Source organism: Sphingobacterium sp. HMA12, assembly GCF_002933815.1.
Classification (GTDB): domain Bacteria; phylum Bacteroidota; class Bacteroidia; order Sphingobacteriales; family Sphingobacteriaceae; genus Sphingobacterium.
In genome coordinates this window covers 3,177,602-3,197,939 of sequence record NZ_BEYR01000001.1, presented here as the reverse complement: position 1 = coordinate 3,197,939, position 20,338 = coordinate 3,177,602, and the positions used below count along the sequence as shown (strand labels likewise).

Below are 20,338 nucleotides of genomic sequence, written 5' to 3'. Positions count from 1 at the left end.
TGCTTTTTACAGGGCTTCTGGTTCAACAGGGCTATCGGCTCCGGGGGAAGTCCGGGGATACCGGCCCGGAACAGAGGCCTAGAAACCAGTCAGGGCCGACGGAAACGTTCAACTAAAATTGCTTGGCTCCTGCAACATTATTATTAGACAATCGTTTGCATTTCGCAAGCCCTTTTTTACTTGGATTTACTATTGTATTATTGTTATGTTAATTTAACAGCATTTTGTAGCTTTCTCTTGGGGGAAATACAGCAATGCAATTTAATATTATAAATGATACACATGAAGATATCTTTTTGGAGTACGAAAGCGCAAGTTAGTTTATTGGTGGGATTGGCTTCTCCGTTTATTTTTCAATCGAATAAGGTCGGTGCGATGACTTACCCGGCTGCTAATTATAAGGTAGAACAATCCGCTACTGTTAGTAAGATTATTGCTGTACAGAAAATTAATCCTACAACAGTGGAGATTTTATATGAAAACAACCAAAGACTGACATTGGATTTCTATGGAAATCATATTTTCAGAATGTTTCAAGATATACACGGTGGTATTATCCGTGATCCGGAGGCAAAACCTGATGCTAAAATCCTTGTTGAACAACCTCGCAAAGCAGTGAATGGGCTGGAAGTAAAAGACGAAGGAAATCGTGCTACAATCACAACCAAAGACATTGTATTCTCCATAGATAAACAGACCACTCAGTTTAGTATCCTCAATCGTATCACGAATAAAGTTGTCGTCGAGAGCTTAAAGCCTATTGATTTCGAACCTAAACAAGTGACCTTGGAATTGAAAGAGAATAAGGATGAGTACTTTTTTGGCGGTGGCGTGCAAAATGGACGGTTCTCCCATAAAGGTAAGATCATTGCGATCGAAAATCAAAATAGCTGGACCGACGGCGGAGTCGCATCTCCTACGCCTTATTTTTGGTCAACGAATGGTTATGGCTTTATGTGGCATACCTTCAAAAAAGGGAATTACGCATTTGGAGCAAAGACAAAAGGCACCGTAAAATTATCGCATGACACGGATTATCTGGATGTCTTTTTTATGATCAATGACGGTACGGTTCCCTTACTCAATGATTTTTACCAGTTAACCGGTAATCCTATACTTCTGCCAAAATTTGGCTTATATGAAGGTCACCTCAATGCATATAATAGAGATTTTTGGAAGGAAGATGAAAAGGGAATTCTATTTGAGGATGGAAAACGCTATAAAGAAAGTCAAAAAGAAAATGGCGGTACAAAAGAATCATTGAATGGCGAAAAGGGGAATTACCAATTTTCGGCCCGTGCTGTTATAGATCGCTATAAAGCGCATGATATGCCTTTGGGATGGGTTCTACCAAATGACGGTTATGGCGCTGGATACGGCCAGACCGGAACACTGGATGGAAATATTAATAACCTAAAGGAATTTGGCGATTATGCCCGTAAAAACGGCGTGGAAATTGGCCTATGGACGCAGTCTGACCTTCATCCTAAAGACAGCATCAGTGCATTACTACAAAGAGATATTGTCAAGGAAGTGCGTGATGCAGGTGTCCGGGTGTTAAAGACGGATGTTGCCTGGGTAGGACCCGGATATTCCTTTGGCTTAAATGGTGTTGCTGATGTGGGGCATACCATGCCTTATTATGGTAATAATGCGCGCCCGTTTATTATTTCATTGGATGGATGGGCAGGTACGCAACGCTATGCCGGTATTTGGTCGGGCGATCAGACTGGTGGGGTTTGGGAATATATTCGATTCCATATTCCGACGTATATTGGCTCAGGACTTTCTGGACAGCCAAATATCACTTCGGACATGGATGGAATCTTTGGTGGAAAAAACTTTAAGGTGAATATTCGGGACTTTCAATGGAAAACCTGGACACCGATGGAATTGAATATGGATGGCTGGGGATCCAACGAAAAGTATCCACATGCTTTGGGCGAACCTGCGACTTCCATCAACCGTCTTTACCTGAAACTGAAATCTCAATTAGTTCCTTATAGCTATAGTATAGCCAAACAAGCGGTCGATGGCCTGCCGATAATTCGTGCGATGTTTTTGGAGCAGGCAAATCAGTACACACTTGGAAAGGCGACACAATATCAATATTTGTATGGCCCGAATTTTTTGGTAGCACCGATCTATCAAGAGACTCGTGTGGATGAGAAGGGCAATGACATCCGAAACGGTATATATTTGCCTGATGGAGAATGGATAGATTACTTTACCGGTGAAAAATATACCGGTGGACGTATCATCAATAATTTTGAAGTACCAATTTGGAAACTACCGGTTTTTGTTAAAAATGGAGCTATTATTCCGGTTACGAACCCGAACAATAACGTGCAGGAGATCAAAAAGGATCAGCGTATCTACGAGGTATATCCATTCGGTAGTTCTGAATTCACGGAATATGATGACGATGGAAAAACAGAAGCTTATCGTTATGGAAAAGGTGTCCATACAAAGATTTCTTCCATTCAGAAAGACAATAAAGTGCTGTTCGCAATAGCGCCATCGACAGGTGGATTTGAGGAATTCGAAAGAATGAAAACGACCGAAGTTCGTTTTAATGTAACCGCTGCTCCGAAGAAAGTGACTGCTAAAGTAAATAAAAAAGGGATAAAATTACAGGCTGCACATTCTTTGGATGAGTTTAAGGCCTTGGAAAATGCCTATTTTTACGATGCACAACCCAATTTGAATCAGTTTGCAACCAAAGGATCCGAATTTGAAAAGATTAACCTGATCAAAAATCCGATGATATTGGTGCGTATCGGTAAACTAGATGTGTCATCAGCAGCGCTTGAAATACAAGTTGATGGGTTCAAATTCACACCAAACGACATACATTTGGTACAGACCGGAGCGCTCACGCCTCCTAGCGCCAAAGTAACGGATAGTAATACCCAGGCTTACACATTAACACCAACATGGGAGAAGGTCGCCAATGCGGACTTTTATGAGATTGCGTTTAATGATCTGATCTACTCGACCATTAAAGATAATCAATTGTTGTTTGAAGGGTTGGATGCGGAGACCGCCTATAGCTTTAAAATTAGATCGGTTAATAAAGCTGGTGCTTCTGATTGGAGTACGTTTAGTGCAAAAACAAAAGCTAATCCATTGGAATTTGCGATCGAGGGTATTAAAGCAGAGACCTCTGTAGACAATCAAGGGGGGAACGGCATCAATAAACTGTTCAACTATGATGAAGGGGATATGTGGCATACCAAGTGGGGACAAACTGCGGTTCCGTTTGATATCACGCTAGATTTGAAATCCGTCAATCAGCTGGATAAGTTTGAGTACCTTCCTCGGACGGATGGTGGCAACGGTATCATTTTAAAAGGTAAAGTGTTTTATAGCAATGACAAAGATACCTGGGCTGAGGCTGGAAGCTTTGAGTGGAAACGTGATGGCGAAATGAAAGGCTTTAGTTTTGGTCAACATCCTGTCGCACGTTTTATTAAGATTTCGGTTTCGGCGGCTGTCGGCGGCTTCGGTTCAGGCCGTGAGCTCTATGTCTTTAAGGTGCCTGGATCGACTAGCTATTTACCTGGCGATATCAACAACGATCGTCTGATCGACCATAATGATCTGACTTCTTATATTAATTATACTGGTTTAAGAATGGGAGATGGTGATTTTGAAGGCTATGTGAGTAATGGAGATGTCAATAAAAATAAGTTGATTGATGCCTATGATATTTCAAATGTTGCTGTGTCGATCGACGGCGGAGCCAAACCAACCAAAGAGGAGAAAGTTGTTGGTAAGCTGAAATTGACGGCATCTAAGAGAGCTTTGAAATCTGGTGATATCGTTGAAATCGCGGTAAGTGGAGAAAATCTTAAAGCAGTGAATGCGCTTAGCTTTGCATTGCCTTATAATCAGGGTGATTTTGAGTTTGTGGGAATAGATCCGCTACACCTGAAGGAAATGAATAACTATACCAATGACCGTCTTCATACGAACGGCAGTAAAGCCTTGTATCCTACTTTTGTGAATTTGGGCAATAAGGAAACACTGAATGGCTCGGAAGTGCTGTTTAAGATCAAATTGAAAGCCAAACGTAATATTAACTTCAATTTAAAAGCGATAGACGGTATTCTAGTTGATAAAAAACTCAATTCGATCAGTTTTTAAAGTAGATTTTACAATAACAATAAAGAAAGGGGAATGTTAAAATTTCCCTTTTTTATGCAATGGTAATCCCATCAGGAACACGAGCGTCCGGCTTATGCATACTCCTAATTTTACCCGGCGGTAAAAGCCATAAAGTGACGCTTCAAGGTGAAAGGACATTAATTTAATATCATGTTGAGGTCCATCAAGAGAATTTCAGTATCGGCCGAAGTGGCTGTGAGTTTAATTTCCGATATATCCCAGATGCCAAAACCATCTCTCGTTTCCAATTCTTGTCCAGCGACATGGACACTCCCGCTAATAACGAAAATATAGATACCATTTCCAGCTTGTTTAACTTGGTAAGTTGTTTCGACACCATTGTCGAAATTACCCAGATGAAACCAGGCGTCCTGATGTATCCACACTCCTTCATCTGCAGGGTCTGGTGAAAGGATCTGTTGAAACCTATTGTGTCTTTGTGATCTATCCAAGGTAATTTGATCGTACCGCGGTGCTACATTGCGTTGGTTCGGGTAGATCCAGATCTGCAAAAATTTAACAACCTGATCGGTGTTTTTATTGTATTCACTATGCATGATACCTGTTCCTGCACTCATCACCTGGATATCTCCTTTTCGGATGATGGCCTGATTGCCCATACTGTCTTCATGCTCCAGGTCCCCTTCCAAGGGAATACTGATTATTTCCATATTGTCGTGCGGATGTAATCCGAAACCCCGCCCCTCGGCAACGATATCATCATTCAGCACCCGGAGTACACCGAAATGCATACGTTCGGGATTATGGTAATTCGCAAAACTAAAGGTATGATTACTCTGCAGCCAGCCATGATCCGCATGACCTCGGCTCGTTGCTTTGTGCAGTACACTATGGTTTTCCAGTTGATCGGAATTGTATTCCACCGCATTGGCATCTAATCTTTCCAAAGGTTCTATTTCATCGATATCATTCCTCATAATGTCTGCTGAGTCAGTACTTGATGCAAATATTCCGGAACCTAAAAGCCCCTTTTTTATAAAGTTTTGTTTATTCATGATCTTATGATTTATGTATTCAAAATTAGCTTGCTAAGAAGTAATTTTCATTGAACTGGTTTAAGAAAAGCCTTGTATTAGCGATCGATGGCTTGCTAAAATTTCGCTTATTTATCAGGAATCAAATCTGGAAATAAACTATAAATTTCGTTTTTTAAAAGCCCGCTTCCACCGCCATAATGTTTTATTAAACCTATTGGATGGTCTAAATAAGAAAGATGATTCATGATTTCAGTTTCTTCCAGTGCTGATAAACCGGAACTCAACAGCAGGATGTCGCTGGGGTAACTGGAGAGGTATTCCTTACAAGCGGACAGATCCTGCTGAATGATCGCTTGCCAGCCATTTGTACCCGTTATGATCCGCTGAAGTGTGCAGAGAATTTCCTCGTTTTTTCCGAACACAATAATGATTAAATTCTTCATTTAACTATTTGTTTTCATGATTGTATTCACGATGGCATTGCCCTTTAAGATCTTTGAAATCGGACATTCATCAGCAATTTGTTGCAAGCGTAGTATTGTGTTTTCTTCGACTGCCTGTCCGAAAGAAATTTCTCGTTCAAAATAGGTTACCACTTGCTCTTTTTCAATTCGTAAATACATATTAGCCGTGACTTGTATTTCGTCGATGTGAAGTTCTTTTCTGTCAATATACATCCGTAAGGTTGCCAATGTACAGGAAACAAGGGAAGAGACTAGTAGGGTGTATGGGTCAGGCCCGAGATCTTTTCCACCTAATTTTTCAGGTTCATCGGTAATAAATTCGCCGTTGCGCCATCGGATGGTCGTTTTATATTTTTGCTGGCCAATATAACCGCTGACAGGATGCTCTAAGATATATTTCATACGATGTATTCCTTTGATTCTTATACAACAAAATTAAAGTCCATTTGATTCAATTCCATTGATGTAGTTCAAGAAATATAAAAAGACGGACATATTTCACGTCCTAAATTTGCCCGGATACGATAAAAATAGCTATTGGAAAAATAAAATGACAATGTAACTCCAATCGCCTAAATTTTCTTAATTTTAGATTGTTTTTATATTTTTATGATGAAGAGATTTTTACTTATTGCATGTATAGCCTGTGCCATTCCGTTTGCGGCTTTTTCACAATCCCATGAACTTCGTGTCGGTGTAACTTCCGGTGTCTCTAATTTTGCAGGATCTGGAAGCATCGCTAAAAGTACCCTAAATGGTTCTGTTCAGCAGGATTATTACACCAATAATCCTTACGGTAAAAAGTATGGAATTAATTTGGGTGGCGCAGTGAACTATCGTTATGTCTTTGCGAATAATTTTCTTTTAGGTGTAGAAGGGGCATTTGAACGTTTACAGACGAAGGTTGATCTGGAAGGCAACGAATTTGCAAACGGCAGTCGTGGAATGACCAAGCTCAACCAACAATTTTTGAATTTTAATCCCTTCGTGGGCTATCGTGTTTATTTTGAACCGATGACAATGGATATGCAATTCGGTGTTGATGTAGCGAAGACGTTGAGCATCAAGGAAAACGGAAGTATCGAAGATAAGGGTGGCAATAAGACAAGCTTTGACCGGGATAGAGGTAAAGTAATTGATGTCGATATCCGTCCGCGATTACAGTTTAATGTTAATTATGAGCGCTATACAGTTTTTGCAGGCTATTCTTGGGGCTTGAAGGATTATCATGATGGAATACTCGGCGCCAATCCCGGACCGGCACGATTGAATGTGTTTCGTCTGGGACTACAATATCAATTTTTAACACCGATCTATAACAATGACTAAAAGCCGGCTGGAAGCATTCAGTGATGGAGTATTGGCCTCATTATTACGATTATGGTACTTGAACTAAAAGTACCGGAAGGTTATACTTTTGCTAGCTAATAGCCATCATGTGGTTAATTCCGGACCGTCGCATCGAAATCTTAATGAAAGATCAATGAGCAGCTAATCCGAGCGATTTGCGTATAAATTGATAACGTAATTCGACGGATGTTTTAGGTACTTCTATAACCTCATATCCAAGCTGCTCATAGACACTTTTCATCCGATGGAATGTAGCTTCGGCTTCTTCCCAAGTCTGCTTTCGTTCATTATCGGTTTTATAAATGTCCTGCCATGGCGGAAGGATAAATATTTTTTTATGATAGCGGTATTTTTTAGCCTCTTCAAGTAAAGTAGCCGCAACAGTTAACTTTTCCATGTCGATATAAGCGAGAGTATCTGGAATACCGCGGTCAAAAAAGACATACTCTTGATGTTGGGTATTTTCTTTTATCTCCTGAAGGAAACGAGCAATGGACGCAGCCAACATTAATGAGGCATAATGTTGCTTATTCTTCCAAGGTAAGCCATCGCCATTGTTTGCCAACTGTTCTTGAATGATTCGACGTGCTTCTTCTGGTACGGTTCTATAGCCTTCTTTCTGTAATTTCTTGAGTAATGTGGTTTTGCTAACCCCGGGGCCCCCGGTTAAGACAATGAAGTAATTTATCTGATCCATATAAAAAATGTCATACTCCTCCAATGCATCCATAAAGCTGCTTGTTTGAAAGACGTAAAGATTGAAAATGATTATGTGTATTGTTTGGCGATTTTCTTTTCGGGCTCTACATAAAATAGATAAAGGAAGAAGAGAAAAGTATACTCCAATGGTTTCATTATCCTATAGGTTAGATTGGACGCCCAGACTGAGTTGATTCTGATGGAGATGTTATATCCATATCTGTCGTAAAAATAACGTACATAACGATGCAGCTTTGGAGATATGTCGCTTAAGATTTCCTCAAATGCATTAGCTACCAATAGTTGACGGTTAACGATGATTGTATTTCCATGCCGATTACCTAAGCGTAAGGGTTTTACAATAGTTGGATCACCTTTTGCCGCCACGGTACAGAGGTAATGTCCCCGATGGTCTAAAATAGGTGGATGCATTTTCTGAGAAAAGGCCCAGGTAGTAGTCTCGGTGAATACTTTGGCCATTGAGTCACTATCCTGGCCAAATAGGATAAGAATAGCAGTCATGACGACAAAGAAAGGAACGAGTAAGATCAGCGCCCATACCGGATAGTCCATCTTGGACGAAAGTTGCCTATTGATCTTGTTTAGTATAGGATTTCGATAGCTTCTGTGGGTTGCTGTCGCCTTCTCCTCCTGAACAATCTTCCAGATAAAACCTACGCCAAAACAAAAACAGAAAAGCGGCGTGAAAATAAAGTAAAATGTCCCTTCATTCCCCACATAGATACTTAAGGTTGATGTATCGTGATAGCTTACCTGAGTCAGTACAAAGATACTGATTATAGATCCCAGCATCAAAATAATAAGGGCAAGAACTAAGGGGATCGGTGGTATCTGTCGGCCCTTTATCCAAATGGCGAGTACAGCAACATTGAAAGCAACAAAATAGACAAACAGCGATAACGCATGTTTTCCACCAAAAGGTAAGTAACAGGCCCCATCAACGGGATCGACGGCCTCATGATATTGGTTTGAGTGGGTGAACAGCCCCGCCCCAAATAGAGCTAAGGATAGGATGTAGCCAATAATAACAGTATATTCGATTGAAGATATCTTTTTATTTTGCTTTTTAACGGCAGATCGAAGTAAATAATTTAATCCCGCAAAAAAAGCAACGATAATGAAAAAAACAATGTTCATGGCAGCAAAATAATATGAATGGACGAAAGGATTTAAATCATTGTTTTTAATTCACGTTCAAGGCGATCAAAGTTTTCTTCATTTTTATCGATAGCAAAGCTTTTGATCTTGTTGCATTCTTCTGCGGTCGTAAAGATCATTCGGAATCCGAATTTGGTTTTACCGGGAGCAATATCCGTTAGGGAGATCTCCATTCGGAATAGAGGTTTAGACAGCCGATCCCAGATAATTAATTTGGGATAAATGATTTCTGAAAAAATACATTCATTTTGATAGTTCCCTTTATCGGGGCCATGCATGATAAATTTCCATCGTCCACCGGGCCTAAAGTCAAATTCTTCAAAGGTATTGGTAAATCCTGCCGGACCCCACCAATTTTCCAAATGAGCGGGATTGGCGCATGCCTCAAAGACCCGGTCTATCGCTGCATGGACGATCCTGGAGCTGATGATTTCATTGTCAGGTGAATGTGTCGGCGGGATTTGGGACTTTGTCTCTTTTGTGCTCATATTTAACCAAATAAACGCTTCCAGAAGTTTTTCTTTTTGCTGACTTCATGTGGCTCTGTATCTGTTTCTACAGGCTCTACGTGTACCTTTTCGACTTTTACATTGGGTAGGATCTCATTTTCAGGGAGACCATTACGCTGTTCGATATCTTTGATCTGTTCGAATGCTGTGGTTTGATAGAGCAACGGACCTTCTTTGTCGCAGTTAAAAAGATTAGAATAACTTTTAGACTCATTCAAATCAAAAGGTTGAGGTTCCACGACTTCAGTGGCTTCCAAGAGGCCTAGACCACGCTCTTTGGCAAAATTCAACGCCTTTAAGAAAATAGTGATGCGCCCCTCAGAAAATAATTGATCCAATTCCGATCTAATTTCGGGATTATGGTGATAGTCCTCCAACAGGCGAATGACCTGTTCGGCCGAAATATATACGCCGGAGCAATAATTTTCAACAAGCCTGTTTTGTATTTTTTTTGTAAGCGAAGCTACTGGAATAAATTCTTCCCATTTTTTATAATAGGATTCTAACAGCTCATTCGTTGAAAAAGATAATGCGCCGCCGCGGACATAGAAATAGGTTTCGAAAAAACCTTGAACAACTGCGATAAAGAAACCATGTGTCTTGTCGAAATAATCATTTTGATCTGTTTCCCGACCGGCGTTTATGGTGTCCTGATATTTTGTTTTATAGAAATCGTCAATTTGGTGCTCGGATGCCAGTGTTTCTATTTTTTCTGGATTAGCAATCATTTCAAAATACCAAGTGTTAATCTGTTCTTCAGAAATAGGATGGTAACTAATATCAAAGCCCATAATCAGCGGTTTTTATCTGTTGTTTTTGTATTTACTAAAATATTAAAAATTAGCGTGTTGGACAAGTATAAAACAAAAGATCGTTTTTGTTTATATCAATAATAGCGATTTGCTGACTATTTCAGAACGAAGAGGCAGGTATGATTCGGCTTGTAGGTTTAAGTAATAATAGGTACTTTGGAACAAAATAAAATTTATATGAAGCACTTACTAGTTATTATTTTCATGTCGGCAAGTCTATTTTTCACTGCTTGCCAAGCCCCAAGTCCCGAGAATTTTTTCGGAAAAGTTGTTTTAAATACCAACCTTGTAGCTGATTTTGCCCCTGAACGTTTTGGCAAACGCCTCGAACAGGAAACTGTAGAATTTGCCGATATCCCTTCGAGTAAGAAAGTAGGTGATGAGGCGCAAAAATCCGTGGATATTAAGATTCAAACGGTTGAAAAAGCATTGAAAGATATCAATGAACTTCATGTTTCGGATGATGATGCAAAAGCATTAAAAGAAAAGTCCATAGCCTTATTTGAGAAGGTCCTTCCCGTTTATAAAAATGAGTATACTGCCTATGCCAAACTTTGTGATACGAAGGGATCTGTCGAAGAAAAGCAGGCATTGCTTCAGAAAATTCAAAACGATTACATGCCTGAGATTGATAAAACATTTGATGAGGTATATGTTTTAGGAAAAGCTTATGCTGAAAAGCATAACCTTAATGTCAACTGGGGCAACTAAGATGGATCAGGAAGCAAACTTATATAGAAATAGAAGCAAAACGGCTAAGCTGCTAAGTCTGTCAGGCGTGATTTGTGTCGTTCTTTTATTGCTCTTTTTATACTGTATTGGAATCTTTGACGGTGAACTAAAAGTGAAACCTGCGGTATTTTCGGGCGGAATATTGCTTATAATGCTAGGTCTCTTGGTGAATAGCTTATTAAATCTTCGGGACAAGTCTGCGCAGATTTCATTAAATAAAAGACATTTTTCCGGAAAAACTACGCCAATGGCAAAAGCTTTCGGTGCCGGCAATTGGGATGATGTTACAGCAATTAATTTACAAAAAGTAGGGGGAGATACTTTGGTCGTTGTCACCTTAGGCAATGCTGCCAATTATAAAGATCGACTTTCGACAATGTTATGGAAAATGGCTTATGATGCCACGTCGCAACAGCTAAATATCATGTACTCGGCCTCTGTAATAGCGATTGAACCTACCGAACTTTACGAGCTGTTTATGACTTATTGGCAAAACTCAAAGCAAGGATCTACGATCAGCTAACATAGGAATTAGCTGATTATAGGAGCAGACAATGTATAATGGATCGCGAACTTTACAGCATATTGATCTTGCGTTGGATAGTTTCCTGTTCCAGGGAGTTTTTTGCCAATGCCTGTGCGCGCTGAAAGTTCGCGATTGCTTTTTGTCGATCTATGTCTTTATAAAGTTCCCCCAGGAGTGTATAATAAAAGTGGTTATCCGTTAGATTTAGTTTTTTGGCCTCGGTCAGTGCAGTTTTTGCACCTTTGGCTTTGTATAAGGCAAAGGTTCTATTGAGTACTGCACCCGGCGAATAATTGACCGCCAGCAAACGATCGTAAAGCTGAAGGATTTCCTCCCATTTTTCTACAGTATCTGCTTTTGCACAATGCCACTGCGCAATTTTTGCTTCGATATGGTAAGAGGTCAACTGATCGCCATCTGCCGACATATTCAAAAAATAAATTCCCTGATTGATTAAGGCTTGATTCCACAGTTTCTCATTTTGTTGTTCATACAGAATGAACTCTCCATCGGTACTTTGTCGGGCATCGAAGCGTGAGGAGTGAAAACAGATTAACGCAATGAGTGCATTCGTTTTGGGTACATTGGTCTTCTCGTAAGTGGATAGCATGATAGCCAGCCGTAGGGCTTCGATACACAGATCCTTTCTTAAAATCTCATCCTGGGTCTTGGAATAGTATCCTTCGTTAAACAAAAGGTAGATAATATGCAATACGTTGTCCAGTCTTTTCACGATTTCATTTTCGGAAGGCAGTTCGAGCTGGATCTTTTCTGTACGAAGCTTTTCTTTTGCCCGGAACAACCGTTTATTGATGGTTTCTTTGTTTGAAAGAAAGGCTTCGGCAATTTCTTCAATGCCAAAACCACAGAGAATCCGCAGTGCCAGCCCTATCTGGGCTTCACTGGCAATCGCAGGTGTGCAGATGGCAAACAGCATCTTTAACTGACTATCCTTGATGTTTTCTTGTGTGAAGTTAAAGTCATCGGTATCCTGCACGACAGTCTGTTTTTGATGTATTTCTGGAATGACCCTTTCCTCGAAAATTTTATTCCTTCTAAAGTGACTTAAGGTTTTCTGTTTGGCTACAGTATACAGCCAGGCGGTCGGGTTTGCGGGTAAACCTTTCGTCTGCCATGATTCCGATGCTAACAGAAAAGTCTCGCTGACAATATCTTCTGCAATTTCAATGTATTGTAGCCCAAAACGTTTTGAAATCACAGCGACGATCTTGGTGAATTCTTGCTGAAAAAGCTGTTTTAGAAAGTTAGATTCCATCATATATAGTAGGGCAGTTGTATAGCATACAACTGCCCATAAAGTTTTTAAACGAAAAGAGCTCTTATCTCAACACTACCATTAGCTTCCAAAATGGGACAACCATGCGCCAATGTCGTCGCTTCTTCAAGGTTTTCTGCGGAGATGACAATGAAGCCCCCGAGGCTTTCCCTGATCTCTACAAATGGACCATCTGTAATAACCCCACCTGGTTTTAACACTTTTCCACTTTTTTCGAGACGTGAACCATGGTCGGATAGTTTTCCCTGTGCTTCAATGTCGCCGATCCAATCCTCCCATTTTTTGTTTATCTTGGCAATTTCTTCTTCGTTCAAAAGAGGCTGTTCACTGCCTGCCTGCCGAAATAATAAGATGAAATCCTTCATGCTTCGTGTTTTATTATGTTAAATAAATTGATTTACCTCGTTTTAGCTTTTTTATGCTGTTTGTACTTTATGTTGGCCCACTTTGTAGCCGCCAGCTTCGGTACGGAAAGAAATATTAAAACGGTTGTATGCATTGATCGTAGTTACAGCCAGCGTCAGGTCTATGAGTTCCTCTTCAGAAAATTCCTGATGCGCAATGGCGTAAACTTCGTCAGGTACATCTCCATTGGTTATTTTCGTTACAGCTTCAGCCCAGGCCAAGGCTGCACATTCACGTGCGCTATAAAGTGGTGCCTCACGCCAAGCGTCCAATAAAAATAGACGTTGTGGATTTTCACCTGTGGCAAGCAAATCTTTTGAATGCATATCCAGGCAATAAGCACAGCCATTGATCTGTGATACTCTAAAATAAATCAGATGTAAAAGTTCTTGTTCGATAGTACATTTACCTAGATAAGCACCCAATCCAAACATAGCCTTCATCGCATTTTGACCTTTTGCGAAAAAATTGATTCGTTGTTTCATTTTATTATTGTTTTAAGTGTAACTGTTTTACACTACAATAATGATTGAAGTTAAAGAAATTGGACATAAGGCTCTAAATATTTTTTTATTTGTTTTTAATGTTTTGATTATTAATGTGTTGTGCTTTATTCTTTTCTAATAAAATTCTAATAATTTTCTATAAGATCTCTAACGGGCATCCTCGGGACGATTGTGGACCTTTGCAGGCAAAGGAGGATGAGCTATGGGTATTTTTGAATTTGCATTACGATTATTGGCGGCATTGCTTTTGGGAGCCGCAGTTGGTTCCGAAAGACAATGGCGTCAAAAGAATGCTGGACTTCGCACCAATACTTTGGTGTCGGTGGGAGCAGCAGCTTTTGTACTTCTTTCCATTGAAATAGGCGGTGACGCTACCGGACGCATCGCTTCTTATGTGGTCAGTGGGATCGGTTTTCTGGGTGCAGGAGTGATTATGAAGGATGGAATGAATGTACACGGCCTCAATACTGCGGCTACGATCTGGTGTTCTGCTGCTGTTGGCGCATTGTCTGGGTTGGGTTTGTATCCGCAGGCAACTTTGGTGGCGATAGCCATTATTCTGACGCATTTGATCTTTCGGCCTATCGGCCAGCGAATGGGCGTCATCAAATTTAGTAAATCAGCCGTTGCGCAAACCGACTACCTAGTATCCATCCGCTGTGGCATAGCCATCGAGAATCATATCCGTGTACTGTTGATCCAAATGCTGGGCAGCGAAGAGAAAGTGCTACTGACCTCATTATCCAGCGATGACACCGTTGAACTGAATGCCGCTGCAATTACCGCGGTGATTAAGGCTGTTGGGCAGCAAGATAGCCTGATCGAACGTATCGCCAGTCGCCTGACAATGGAAGAGAAGGTGAGCAAAATAAGCTGGGAGATTATCGGCACGGAGGCCGATCTATAGGGCTCTTGCAACACTCGATGAGAAGATAAGTGATATCGCATATAAATTAAACAAATTGTAGGGTTATGATCAACGTTAGAGACAAAATAAGAAACCCACTGCATAGCATGATCGGTTCAAATGGGATGAATGTAGGGACGATTACCAAATTGCAGGAGATCGCGAGTCAGGATGAAAAAATGGCTTGTGCTATGTTGGAAAGTAGTGACGGCGGGATTACGGAAGATATGGCCAATGAGCGCCGTCAGAAATTTGGATTGAATGAAATACAACATCAGAAAGCCCCGAAATGGTATATCCAGCTAATAAAATCATTTGCTAACCCCTTTATCTATATACTGCTTGTTATCGCTGCAGTCTCCTTTGCCCTGGATGTCTGGCTAGCAGCGCCCGATGATAAGGATTACAAAACTGTTATTGTGGTCTCCATTATGGTGTTGATCAGTGCTCTTTTACGTTTCGTACAGGAATACCGGAGCAATGCGGCCGCTGAAAAGCTTAAAAGTATGGTCAAAACAACGGCTACTGTATTGCGAAAATTTAGCGGAAAGCAGGAAATCCCAATTGCTGAACTTGTACCGGGGGATATTGTTTATCTCTCTGCCGGCGATATGGTCCCATCGGACTGTCGGGTGATATTGAGCAAGGATCTTTTTGTGAGCGAAAGCATGTTGACCGGGGAGGCGCTTCCTGTCGAGAAAAATTACCTGCCTATCCGCGATGCAAAGGAAAAACAGGCCATAGAGCTGAGCAATATTTGTTTTATGGGAACCAATGTTGTTAGTGGCTCGGCGACAGCTGTTATTGTAACCACAGGCAACTATACTTATTTCGGGAGTATCAGTAAATCCATTACAGGCGAGCGGCCTGAAACAAGTTTTGACAAAGGGATAAACAAGGTGAGTTTTCTACTTATTCGCTTTATGTTGGTGATGGTTCCATTGATCTTTTTGATCAACGGCCTGATGAAAGGGAATTGGACCGAAGCGTTGTTATTTGCGATTGCTGTGGCCGTAGGGCTCACACCTGAGATGCTACCCATGATTGTGACAGCAAATCTAGCCAAAGGAGCGGTTAATATGAGTAAGCGTAAAGTTATCGTCAAACGCTTGAATTCAATCCAGAATATCGGTGCGATGGACATTCTCTGTACGGATAAAACAGGTACGCTAACTTTGGACAAGATCGTGATGGAAAAGCACCTGAATGTCTATGGTGTGGAAGATGACGAGGTACTCAAATGGGCCTACCTCAATAGTTTTCATCAGACAGGCTTAAAAAATTTAATGGATAAGGCTGTACTGGAGCATGTCGAACTACACGATTATCTAAAAGTGGAAGATCAATACCTGAAAGTAGACGAGATACCCTTTGATTTTCAACGACGAAGAATGTCTGTCATTCTCAAAAAGCATAACGGTAAACATCTTTTAATCTGTAAAGGGGCGGTTGAGGAGATGCTGGAATTATGTACGCATGCATTTGACCCTGGCGATGATCGTAGCCTGCATATAGAAAATGACCGTACTGTCCCGATGGATGATACCATGCGGAAAATTGTGTTGAATACATCCAAAAAGATGAACGAGGAAGGCTTGCGTGTTCTATTGGTTGCCATTCGGGAATTTGAGGGATCACATCCGTTGACCTATGCTATTGCGGATGAAGCGAAATTGACGCTAACTGGGTTTATTGGATTTTTGGATCCCGCTAAACCTTCCGCAGCACCGGCGATTGAAGCTTTGCATAGATTGGGGGTAGCCGTAAAAGTACTGACGGGAGACAATGAGATCGTGACACGTAAAATCTGTGGCGACGTAGGTATCCCCGTTCAGCGGATTGTCAATGGTAGTGAACTGGATCAGATCAACGATCAGGAGTTGGATGAATGTGTCGCAGATGTTTCTGTTTTTGCAAAATTAAGCCCACTGCAAAAAGTACGCGTTGTGAAAGCGCTACGTGCCAAGGGACATACTGTAGGTTTTATGGGCGATGGCATTAATGATGCTGCCGCAATTAAAGAGGCTGATGTGGGCATCAGTGTGGACACCGCTGTGGATATCACCAAAGAAAGTGCGGATATCATTTTATTGGAAAAGGATCTGATGGTTCTGCGCAAGGGGGTGATTTATGGTCGTCGGACTTTTGGCAACATCATTAAATATATCAAGATGACAGCAAGCAGCAATTTTGGTAACATGTTCAGTATGCTCGGTGCAAGCGCATTTCTTCCTTTTTTACCCATGTTGCCCGTACATTTGCTGATACAGAATCTGCTCTATGATATTTCACAGGTCTCAATCCCATGGGACAGTATGGATGAGGAGTTTATTTTAGAACCCAAAAAATGGGATGCAGGGAGTGTATCGAAATTTATGCTTTTTATAGGTCCGATCAGTTCCATATTTGATTTCGCGACATTTGCGTTGATGTATTTTATCTTTAAGGCAAACACGGTCGAACAGCAGACACTTTTTCAATCAGGCTGGTTTGTTGAAGGATTGCTTTCACAGACTTTAATTATCCATATGATCCGCACCCGTAAAATACCTTTTATACAAAGCTGGGCAGCAGCTCCGGTGGTCGCATTGACCTCTCTGATTATGCTCGTCGGTATTTTACTGCCATTTTCGCCTTTTGCTACGGCTTTGAAATTACAGCCATTACCTTTATCTTATTTTCCTTGGCTGATGGGTATTTTGGTCGGTTATTGTCTATTGACGCAATTTGCTAAGGACTGGTTTATCAGAAAATTTCATAGCTGGCTGTAGCTCGGAAAGATGCAGCGAGGTGAATTGTAAAATCCTTGGAGTGGTTTGATTAAAAATCAACAACAATTGTTATTTTTAATCAAATTACTCTAATGAAACTGATAACATATACGTTCACAATCCTGGGTTTTGGAATCCTGGCATCCTGCGGGTCGGGATCTAATACCAAAAAAGCCCTTGCGGATACCACCTCCAATGCGAATTTTAAAGCTTACGAAGATCGATTCATCGAGCAGCTTTGGAAAGAAAATCCAGAATGGGCCACACAAGTAGGTTTTCACCGATACGATTCTTTATTGACAATTCCTGATGCTAAAAGCAGGGCATTGCGTTTGGAATTTTCAAAACAGCAGCTTGATCAACTGAAAAAATTTGATCTGAACGAGCTGAACCTTTCGCAACAGACCGATTACCATTTGATCCAGAATTATCTGGAATCCAATGTATGGTCAATCGAAAAGGAACGGGCTTACGAATGGAATCCCTCCGCCTATAATGTAAGCGGAACCATTGCCTTTATGCTGGCTGAGAACTATGCTCCACTGCACGACCGCCTTCACGCTATTGAACAGCGTATGGCAAAAATTCCGGCCTATTATGAAGCCGCGAAAGGACAGGTCAAGAATCCAGCTTTAGTACTGACAGATCTAGCCATACAGCAAAATTTGGGCGGATTATCTGTATTTGAAACGGATCTACGTGATTCTTTAAAAAAATCCAGTCTTCCGGCAGCTGAAAAAGAAGCTATTCAAGCGAAAGCCGACCAGGCTGTAAAGGCAATCAATGGATTTGTCTCATTTTTGAAAACCAATCCAAATCCATCACCGCGAAGTTTTAGGTTGGGTCAGGAATTATACGATCAAAAGTTTAAGTTTGATATCCAGTCAGGATCTACCGCGGCAGAGATCTACGATGCGGCTGTGGCACGTAAGCATTATTTACATGCTGAAATGTATAAAATCAGTAAGGGCCTATGGCCAAAGTATTTTGGAAAGACTGTACAGCCGACAGATAGTTTGGTAATGATCCGCAAGATGATTGATACCTTGTCCGTTAATCACGTCAAAGCGGCCGATTTTCAGTCTGCTATTGAGGCACAGATTCCAAAACTGGTGGAATTTGTGAAGAAGAAGGATCTCTTATATATTGACGACAGCAAACCTTTGGTTGTACGGAAAGAACCTGCCTACATGGCCGGTGTGGCCGGCGCCTCGATCAGTGCTCCGGGTCCCTATGATAAAAGTGGGAATACATACTATAATGTCGGTAGTCTTGCAGGATGGACCAAAGAAGCATCAGAAAGCTATCTGCGGGAATATAATCACTATATTTTACAGATTCTGAATATCCACGAGGCTATTCCGGGGCATTATACGCAGTTGGTCTATGCCAATCAGTCTCCGAGCTTAATCAAGAGTGTTTTGGGGAATGGCGCGATGATCGAAGGATGGGCCGTTTATACCGAGCAGATGATGCTGGAAAATGGCTATGGTGACAATGCACCTGAAATGTGGCTGATGTGGTATAAATGGCATTTGCGTACTGTATGTAACGCGATATTGGACTACAGTGTGCATGTGAAGAACATGAGTGAAAAGGATGCGATGCATTTATTGGTTGACGAGGCATTTCAACAACAGGCAGAGGCTGCAGGGAAATGGAAAAGAGTATCCGTCAGTAGTGTGCAGCTGACGTCTTATTTTACGGGATACAAAGAAATCTATGATTTAAGGGAGGCCGTGAAAAAGGAGGAAGGTGACCAATTTAAGCTGAAAGCCTTCAATGAGAAATTTTTAAGTTTTGGCAATTCGCCGGTAAAATATATCCGGGAAATGATGCTGAAAAAATAGGTGTTCTAAATCTCAATAGAAAGCCACTTTGATACAAGGTGGCTTTCTATTTTTATGGCTATTACACTACAGCTACGACATATCCCGTTCTATTTTTGCTGTTGAATCTCTTCATTAGGCGACTTTAGCAAATTTGTTCCGATATTCTATGGGCGTAAGGCCCGTTATTTTTTTGAAAATATCCCGAAATGCTTTGGTGTCTGTATAGCCGACATCATACATCACCTGGGAGACGTTTTTCCTTGAGGCCTCAAAGAATTTCTTGGCAGCCTCTATGCGCACACGCTGGATATATTCTACGGGTGTATTGTTTGTTGCTTCTTTAAACCTGCGTTCAAAAGTCCTGCGGCCAATGTTTACAAAATTTGCAAGGTCCTCAACAGTAATTTTTTCCTCATATTTCAGTTCGATGTAATCCTGTGCTTTCTGGATATCCACATCATCGTGATTTCGCTGTCCACGGAATATTGCAAATTGGGACTGACTGTCCCGGCTGATATCTAGCGCAAAATATTTAGCAATCATAACTGCTGTTTCACGGTCTGAAAACTTTTCGACGAGATACAGAATTAAATTCCAAAGGCTGGCGGCACCGCCGCTGCTGTAAATATTGTCGTTTTCGGTGATAACGGCGCCGTCTTCGATTTCTATTTCGGGGTATTTTTCCTTGAATTCGCTGATATATGCCCAATGAGTCGAGCATTTTTTTCCATTTAACAGCCCCGTTTCAGCCAGAAGAAAAGCTCCTACGCATAAGCTGGCCAAACGGGTGCCTTTTAAATGAAGTTTTCTAAAATAAGGTATTGCATCGGCATTGTCTCTTATTCCGGTCTCAATATCCCCAAAAGTCGGCGGTATGATCAGTAGATCGGTGCGGTCGACATCTTGTAGTAAGCGATTTGTTTTTATCGTGTACTCGCCGCTATTGGCAGGCACGTATTCGCTAAGCCCCACATACTCAACATTGAATATCGGTTTTTTTCCAAAAGCCGATAGAAATTCATTGGCCGTATGAAAGGTTCTAAATGCTGGCGTAATACCTTCAATAGTACCGTATTGGGGAACAAAAACAGAGATTTGCATATCTTTTTGGTTTATATATGATAAAGGTACAAATTGTTTTTGTCGTAATCCACCCCTATAGTTGTCGGTTTTACAATACG

Annotated in this window: 18 protein-coding genes; 7 read left to right on the top strand and 11 right to left on the bottom strand. The window is 41.1% G+C overall.

Annotated features, from left to right (window positions below):
• Positions 1-282: 282 nt before the first annotated feature.
• Positions 283-4,149 (top strand): TIM-barrel domain-containing protein, encoded by a 3,867-nt coding sequence (locus tag HMAT_RS13695; RefSeq protein ID WP_104383222.1) that lies wholly within the window; start codon positions 283-285, stop codon positions 4,147-4,149.
• A 158-nt stretch (positions 4,150-4,307) separates the two neighbouring features.
• Here HMAT_RS13695 and HMAT_RS13690 read toward each other — a convergent pair whose 3' ends face one another.
• The 3 genes from HMAT_RS13690 to HMAT_RS13680 form a co-directional block, all read right to left on the bottom strand.
• Positions 4,308-5,186, bottom strand: coding sequence for a pirin family protein (locus tag HMAT_RS13690; RefSeq protein ID WP_104383221.1), 879 nt, complete (start codon positions 5,184-5,186; stop codon positions 4,308-4,310).
• A 107-nt stretch (positions 5,187-5,293) separates the two neighbouring features.
• The gene (locus tag HMAT_RS13685) at positions 5,294-5,611 is read right to left on the bottom strand and encodes a hypothetical protein (protein WP_104383220.1); all 318 of its coding nucleotides are present in this window, start codon (positions 5,609-5,611) and stop codon (positions 5,294-5,296) included.
• Positions 5,612-6,034: an OsmC family protein gene (locus tag HMAT_RS13680; protein ID WP_104383219.1), complete on the bottom strand. Its 423-nt coding sequence runs from the start codon at positions 6,032-6,034 to the stop codon at positions 5,612-5,614.
• Between the two features lie 207 nt (positions 6,035-6,241).
• On the opposite strand from HMAT_RS13680, the gene HMAT_RS13675 reads away from it, so the two are divergent.
• The gene (locus tag HMAT_RS13675) at positions 6,242-6,961 is read left to right on the top strand and encodes an outer membrane beta-barrel protein (protein WP_104383218.1); all 720 of its coding nucleotides are present in this window, start codon (positions 6,242-6,244) and stop codon (positions 6,959-6,961) included.
• A 151-nt stretch (positions 6,962-7,112) separates the two neighbouring features.
• Here the strand turns inward: HMAT_RS13675 and HMAT_RS13670 are convergent, their stop codons facing one another.
• Genes HMAT_RS13670 through HMAT_RS13655 form a run of 4 tightly spaced genes read right to left on the bottom strand, consistent with a single transcriptional unit; the run spans position 7,113 to position 10,160 of the window.
• Entirely contained in the window at positions 7,113-7,712 is a 600-nt protein-coding gene (locus HMAT_RS13670; protein WP_199768624.1) for an AAA family ATPase, read from the bottom strand.
• Positions 7,713-7,750: 38 nt separating this feature from the next.
• Positions 7,751-8,839, bottom strand: a complete 1,089-nt coding sequence (locus HMAT_RS13665; protein WP_104383217.1) for a DUF6688 family protein — start codon at positions 8,837-8,839, stop codon at positions 7,751-7,753.
• A gap of 32 nt (positions 8,840-8,871) precedes the next feature.
• Positions 8,872-9,348, bottom strand: a complete 477-nt coding sequence (locus tag HMAT_RS13660; RefSeq protein ID WP_104383216.1) for an SRPBCC family protein — start codon at positions 9,346-9,348, stop codon at positions 8,872-8,874.
• 2 nt (positions 9,349-9,350) lie between these two features.
• On the bottom strand, positions 9,351-10,160 hold the full coding sequence (locus HMAT_RS13655; protein ID WP_104383215.1) for a hypothetical protein: 810 nt from the start codon (positions 10,158-10,160) through the stop codon (positions 9,351-9,353).
• Between the two features lie 198 nt (positions 10,161-10,358).
• On the opposite strand from HMAT_RS13655, the gene HMAT_RS13650 reads away from it, so the two are divergent.
• Together HMAT_RS13650 and HMAT_RS13645 are read left to right on the top strand one after the other, a co-directional pair.
• Positions 10,359-10,892 (top strand): hypothetical protein, encoded by a 534-nt coding sequence (locus HMAT_RS13650; RefSeq protein WP_158655829.1) that lies wholly within the window; start codon positions 10,359-10,361, stop codon positions 10,890-10,892.
• Complete coding sequence (locus HMAT_RS13645; RefSeq protein ID WP_158655828.1) at positions 10,852-11,436, top strand: hypothetical protein; 585 nt, start codon at positions 10,852-10,854, stop codon at positions 11,434-11,436. Before HMAT_RS13650 ends, HMAT_RS13645 begins: the two co-directional genes overlap by 41 nt.
• Before the next feature lie 52 nt (positions 11,437-11,488).
• Here the strand turns inward: HMAT_RS13645 and HMAT_RS13640 are convergent, their stop codons facing one another.
• Genes HMAT_RS13640 through HMAT_RS13630 form a run of 3 tightly spaced genes read right to left on the bottom strand, consistent with a single transcriptional unit; the run spans position 11,489 to position 13,626 of the window.
• Complete coding sequence (locus HMAT_RS13640) at positions 11,489-12,718, bottom strand: RNA polymerase sigma factor (protein ID WP_233789257.1); 1,230 nt, start codon at positions 12,716-12,718, stop codon at positions 11,489-11,491.
• 44 nt (positions 12,719-12,762) lie between these two features.
• Positions 12,763-13,101 carry a YciI family protein gene (locus HMAT_RS13635; RefSeq protein ID WP_104383212.1) on the bottom strand — a complete coding sequence of 113 codons (339 nt, stop codon included), beginning with the start codon at positions 13,099-13,101 and terminating at the stop codon, positions 12,763-12,765.
• Between the two features lie 51 nt (positions 13,102-13,152).
• Positions 13,153-13,626 (bottom strand): carboxymuconolactone decarboxylase family protein, encoded by a 474-nt coding sequence (locus HMAT_RS13630; protein WP_104383211.1) that lies wholly within the window; start codon positions 13,624-13,626, stop codon positions 13,153-13,155.
• 223 nt (positions 13,627-13,849) lie between these two features.
• Between HMAT_RS13630 and HMAT_RS13625 the strand changes: the two genes are divergently transcribed.
• From HMAT_RS13625 to HMAT_RS13615, 3 genes are all read left to right on the top strand, one after another.
• A complete protein-coding gene (locus HMAT_RS13625; protein WP_104383210.1) occupies positions 13,850-14,554 on the top strand; it encodes an MgtC/SapB family protein in 705 nt (234 codons plus the stop codon).
• 65 nt (positions 14,555-14,619) lie between these two features.
• Positions 14,620-17,325, top strand: coding sequence for a magnesium-translocating P-type ATPase (gene mgtA, locus HMAT_RS13620; RefSeq protein ID WP_199768623.1), 2,706 nt, complete (start codon positions 14,620-14,622; stop codon positions 17,323-17,325).
• 92 nt (positions 17,326-17,417) lie between these two features.
• Positions 17,418-19,175, top strand: coding sequence for a DUF885 domain-containing protein (locus HMAT_RS13615; protein ID WP_104383209.1), 1,758 nt, complete (start codon positions 17,418-17,420; stop codon positions 19,173-19,175).
• A 114-nt stretch (positions 19,176-19,289) separates the two neighbouring features.
• On the opposite strand, the gene HMAT_RS13610 is transcribed toward HMAT_RS13615, so the two are convergent.
• Entirely contained in the window at positions 19,290-20,258 is a 969-nt protein-coding gene (locus HMAT_RS13610) for a GlxA family transcriptional regulator (protein ID WP_104383208.1), read from the bottom strand.
• Positions 20,259-20,338 lie beyond the last annotated feature (80 nt).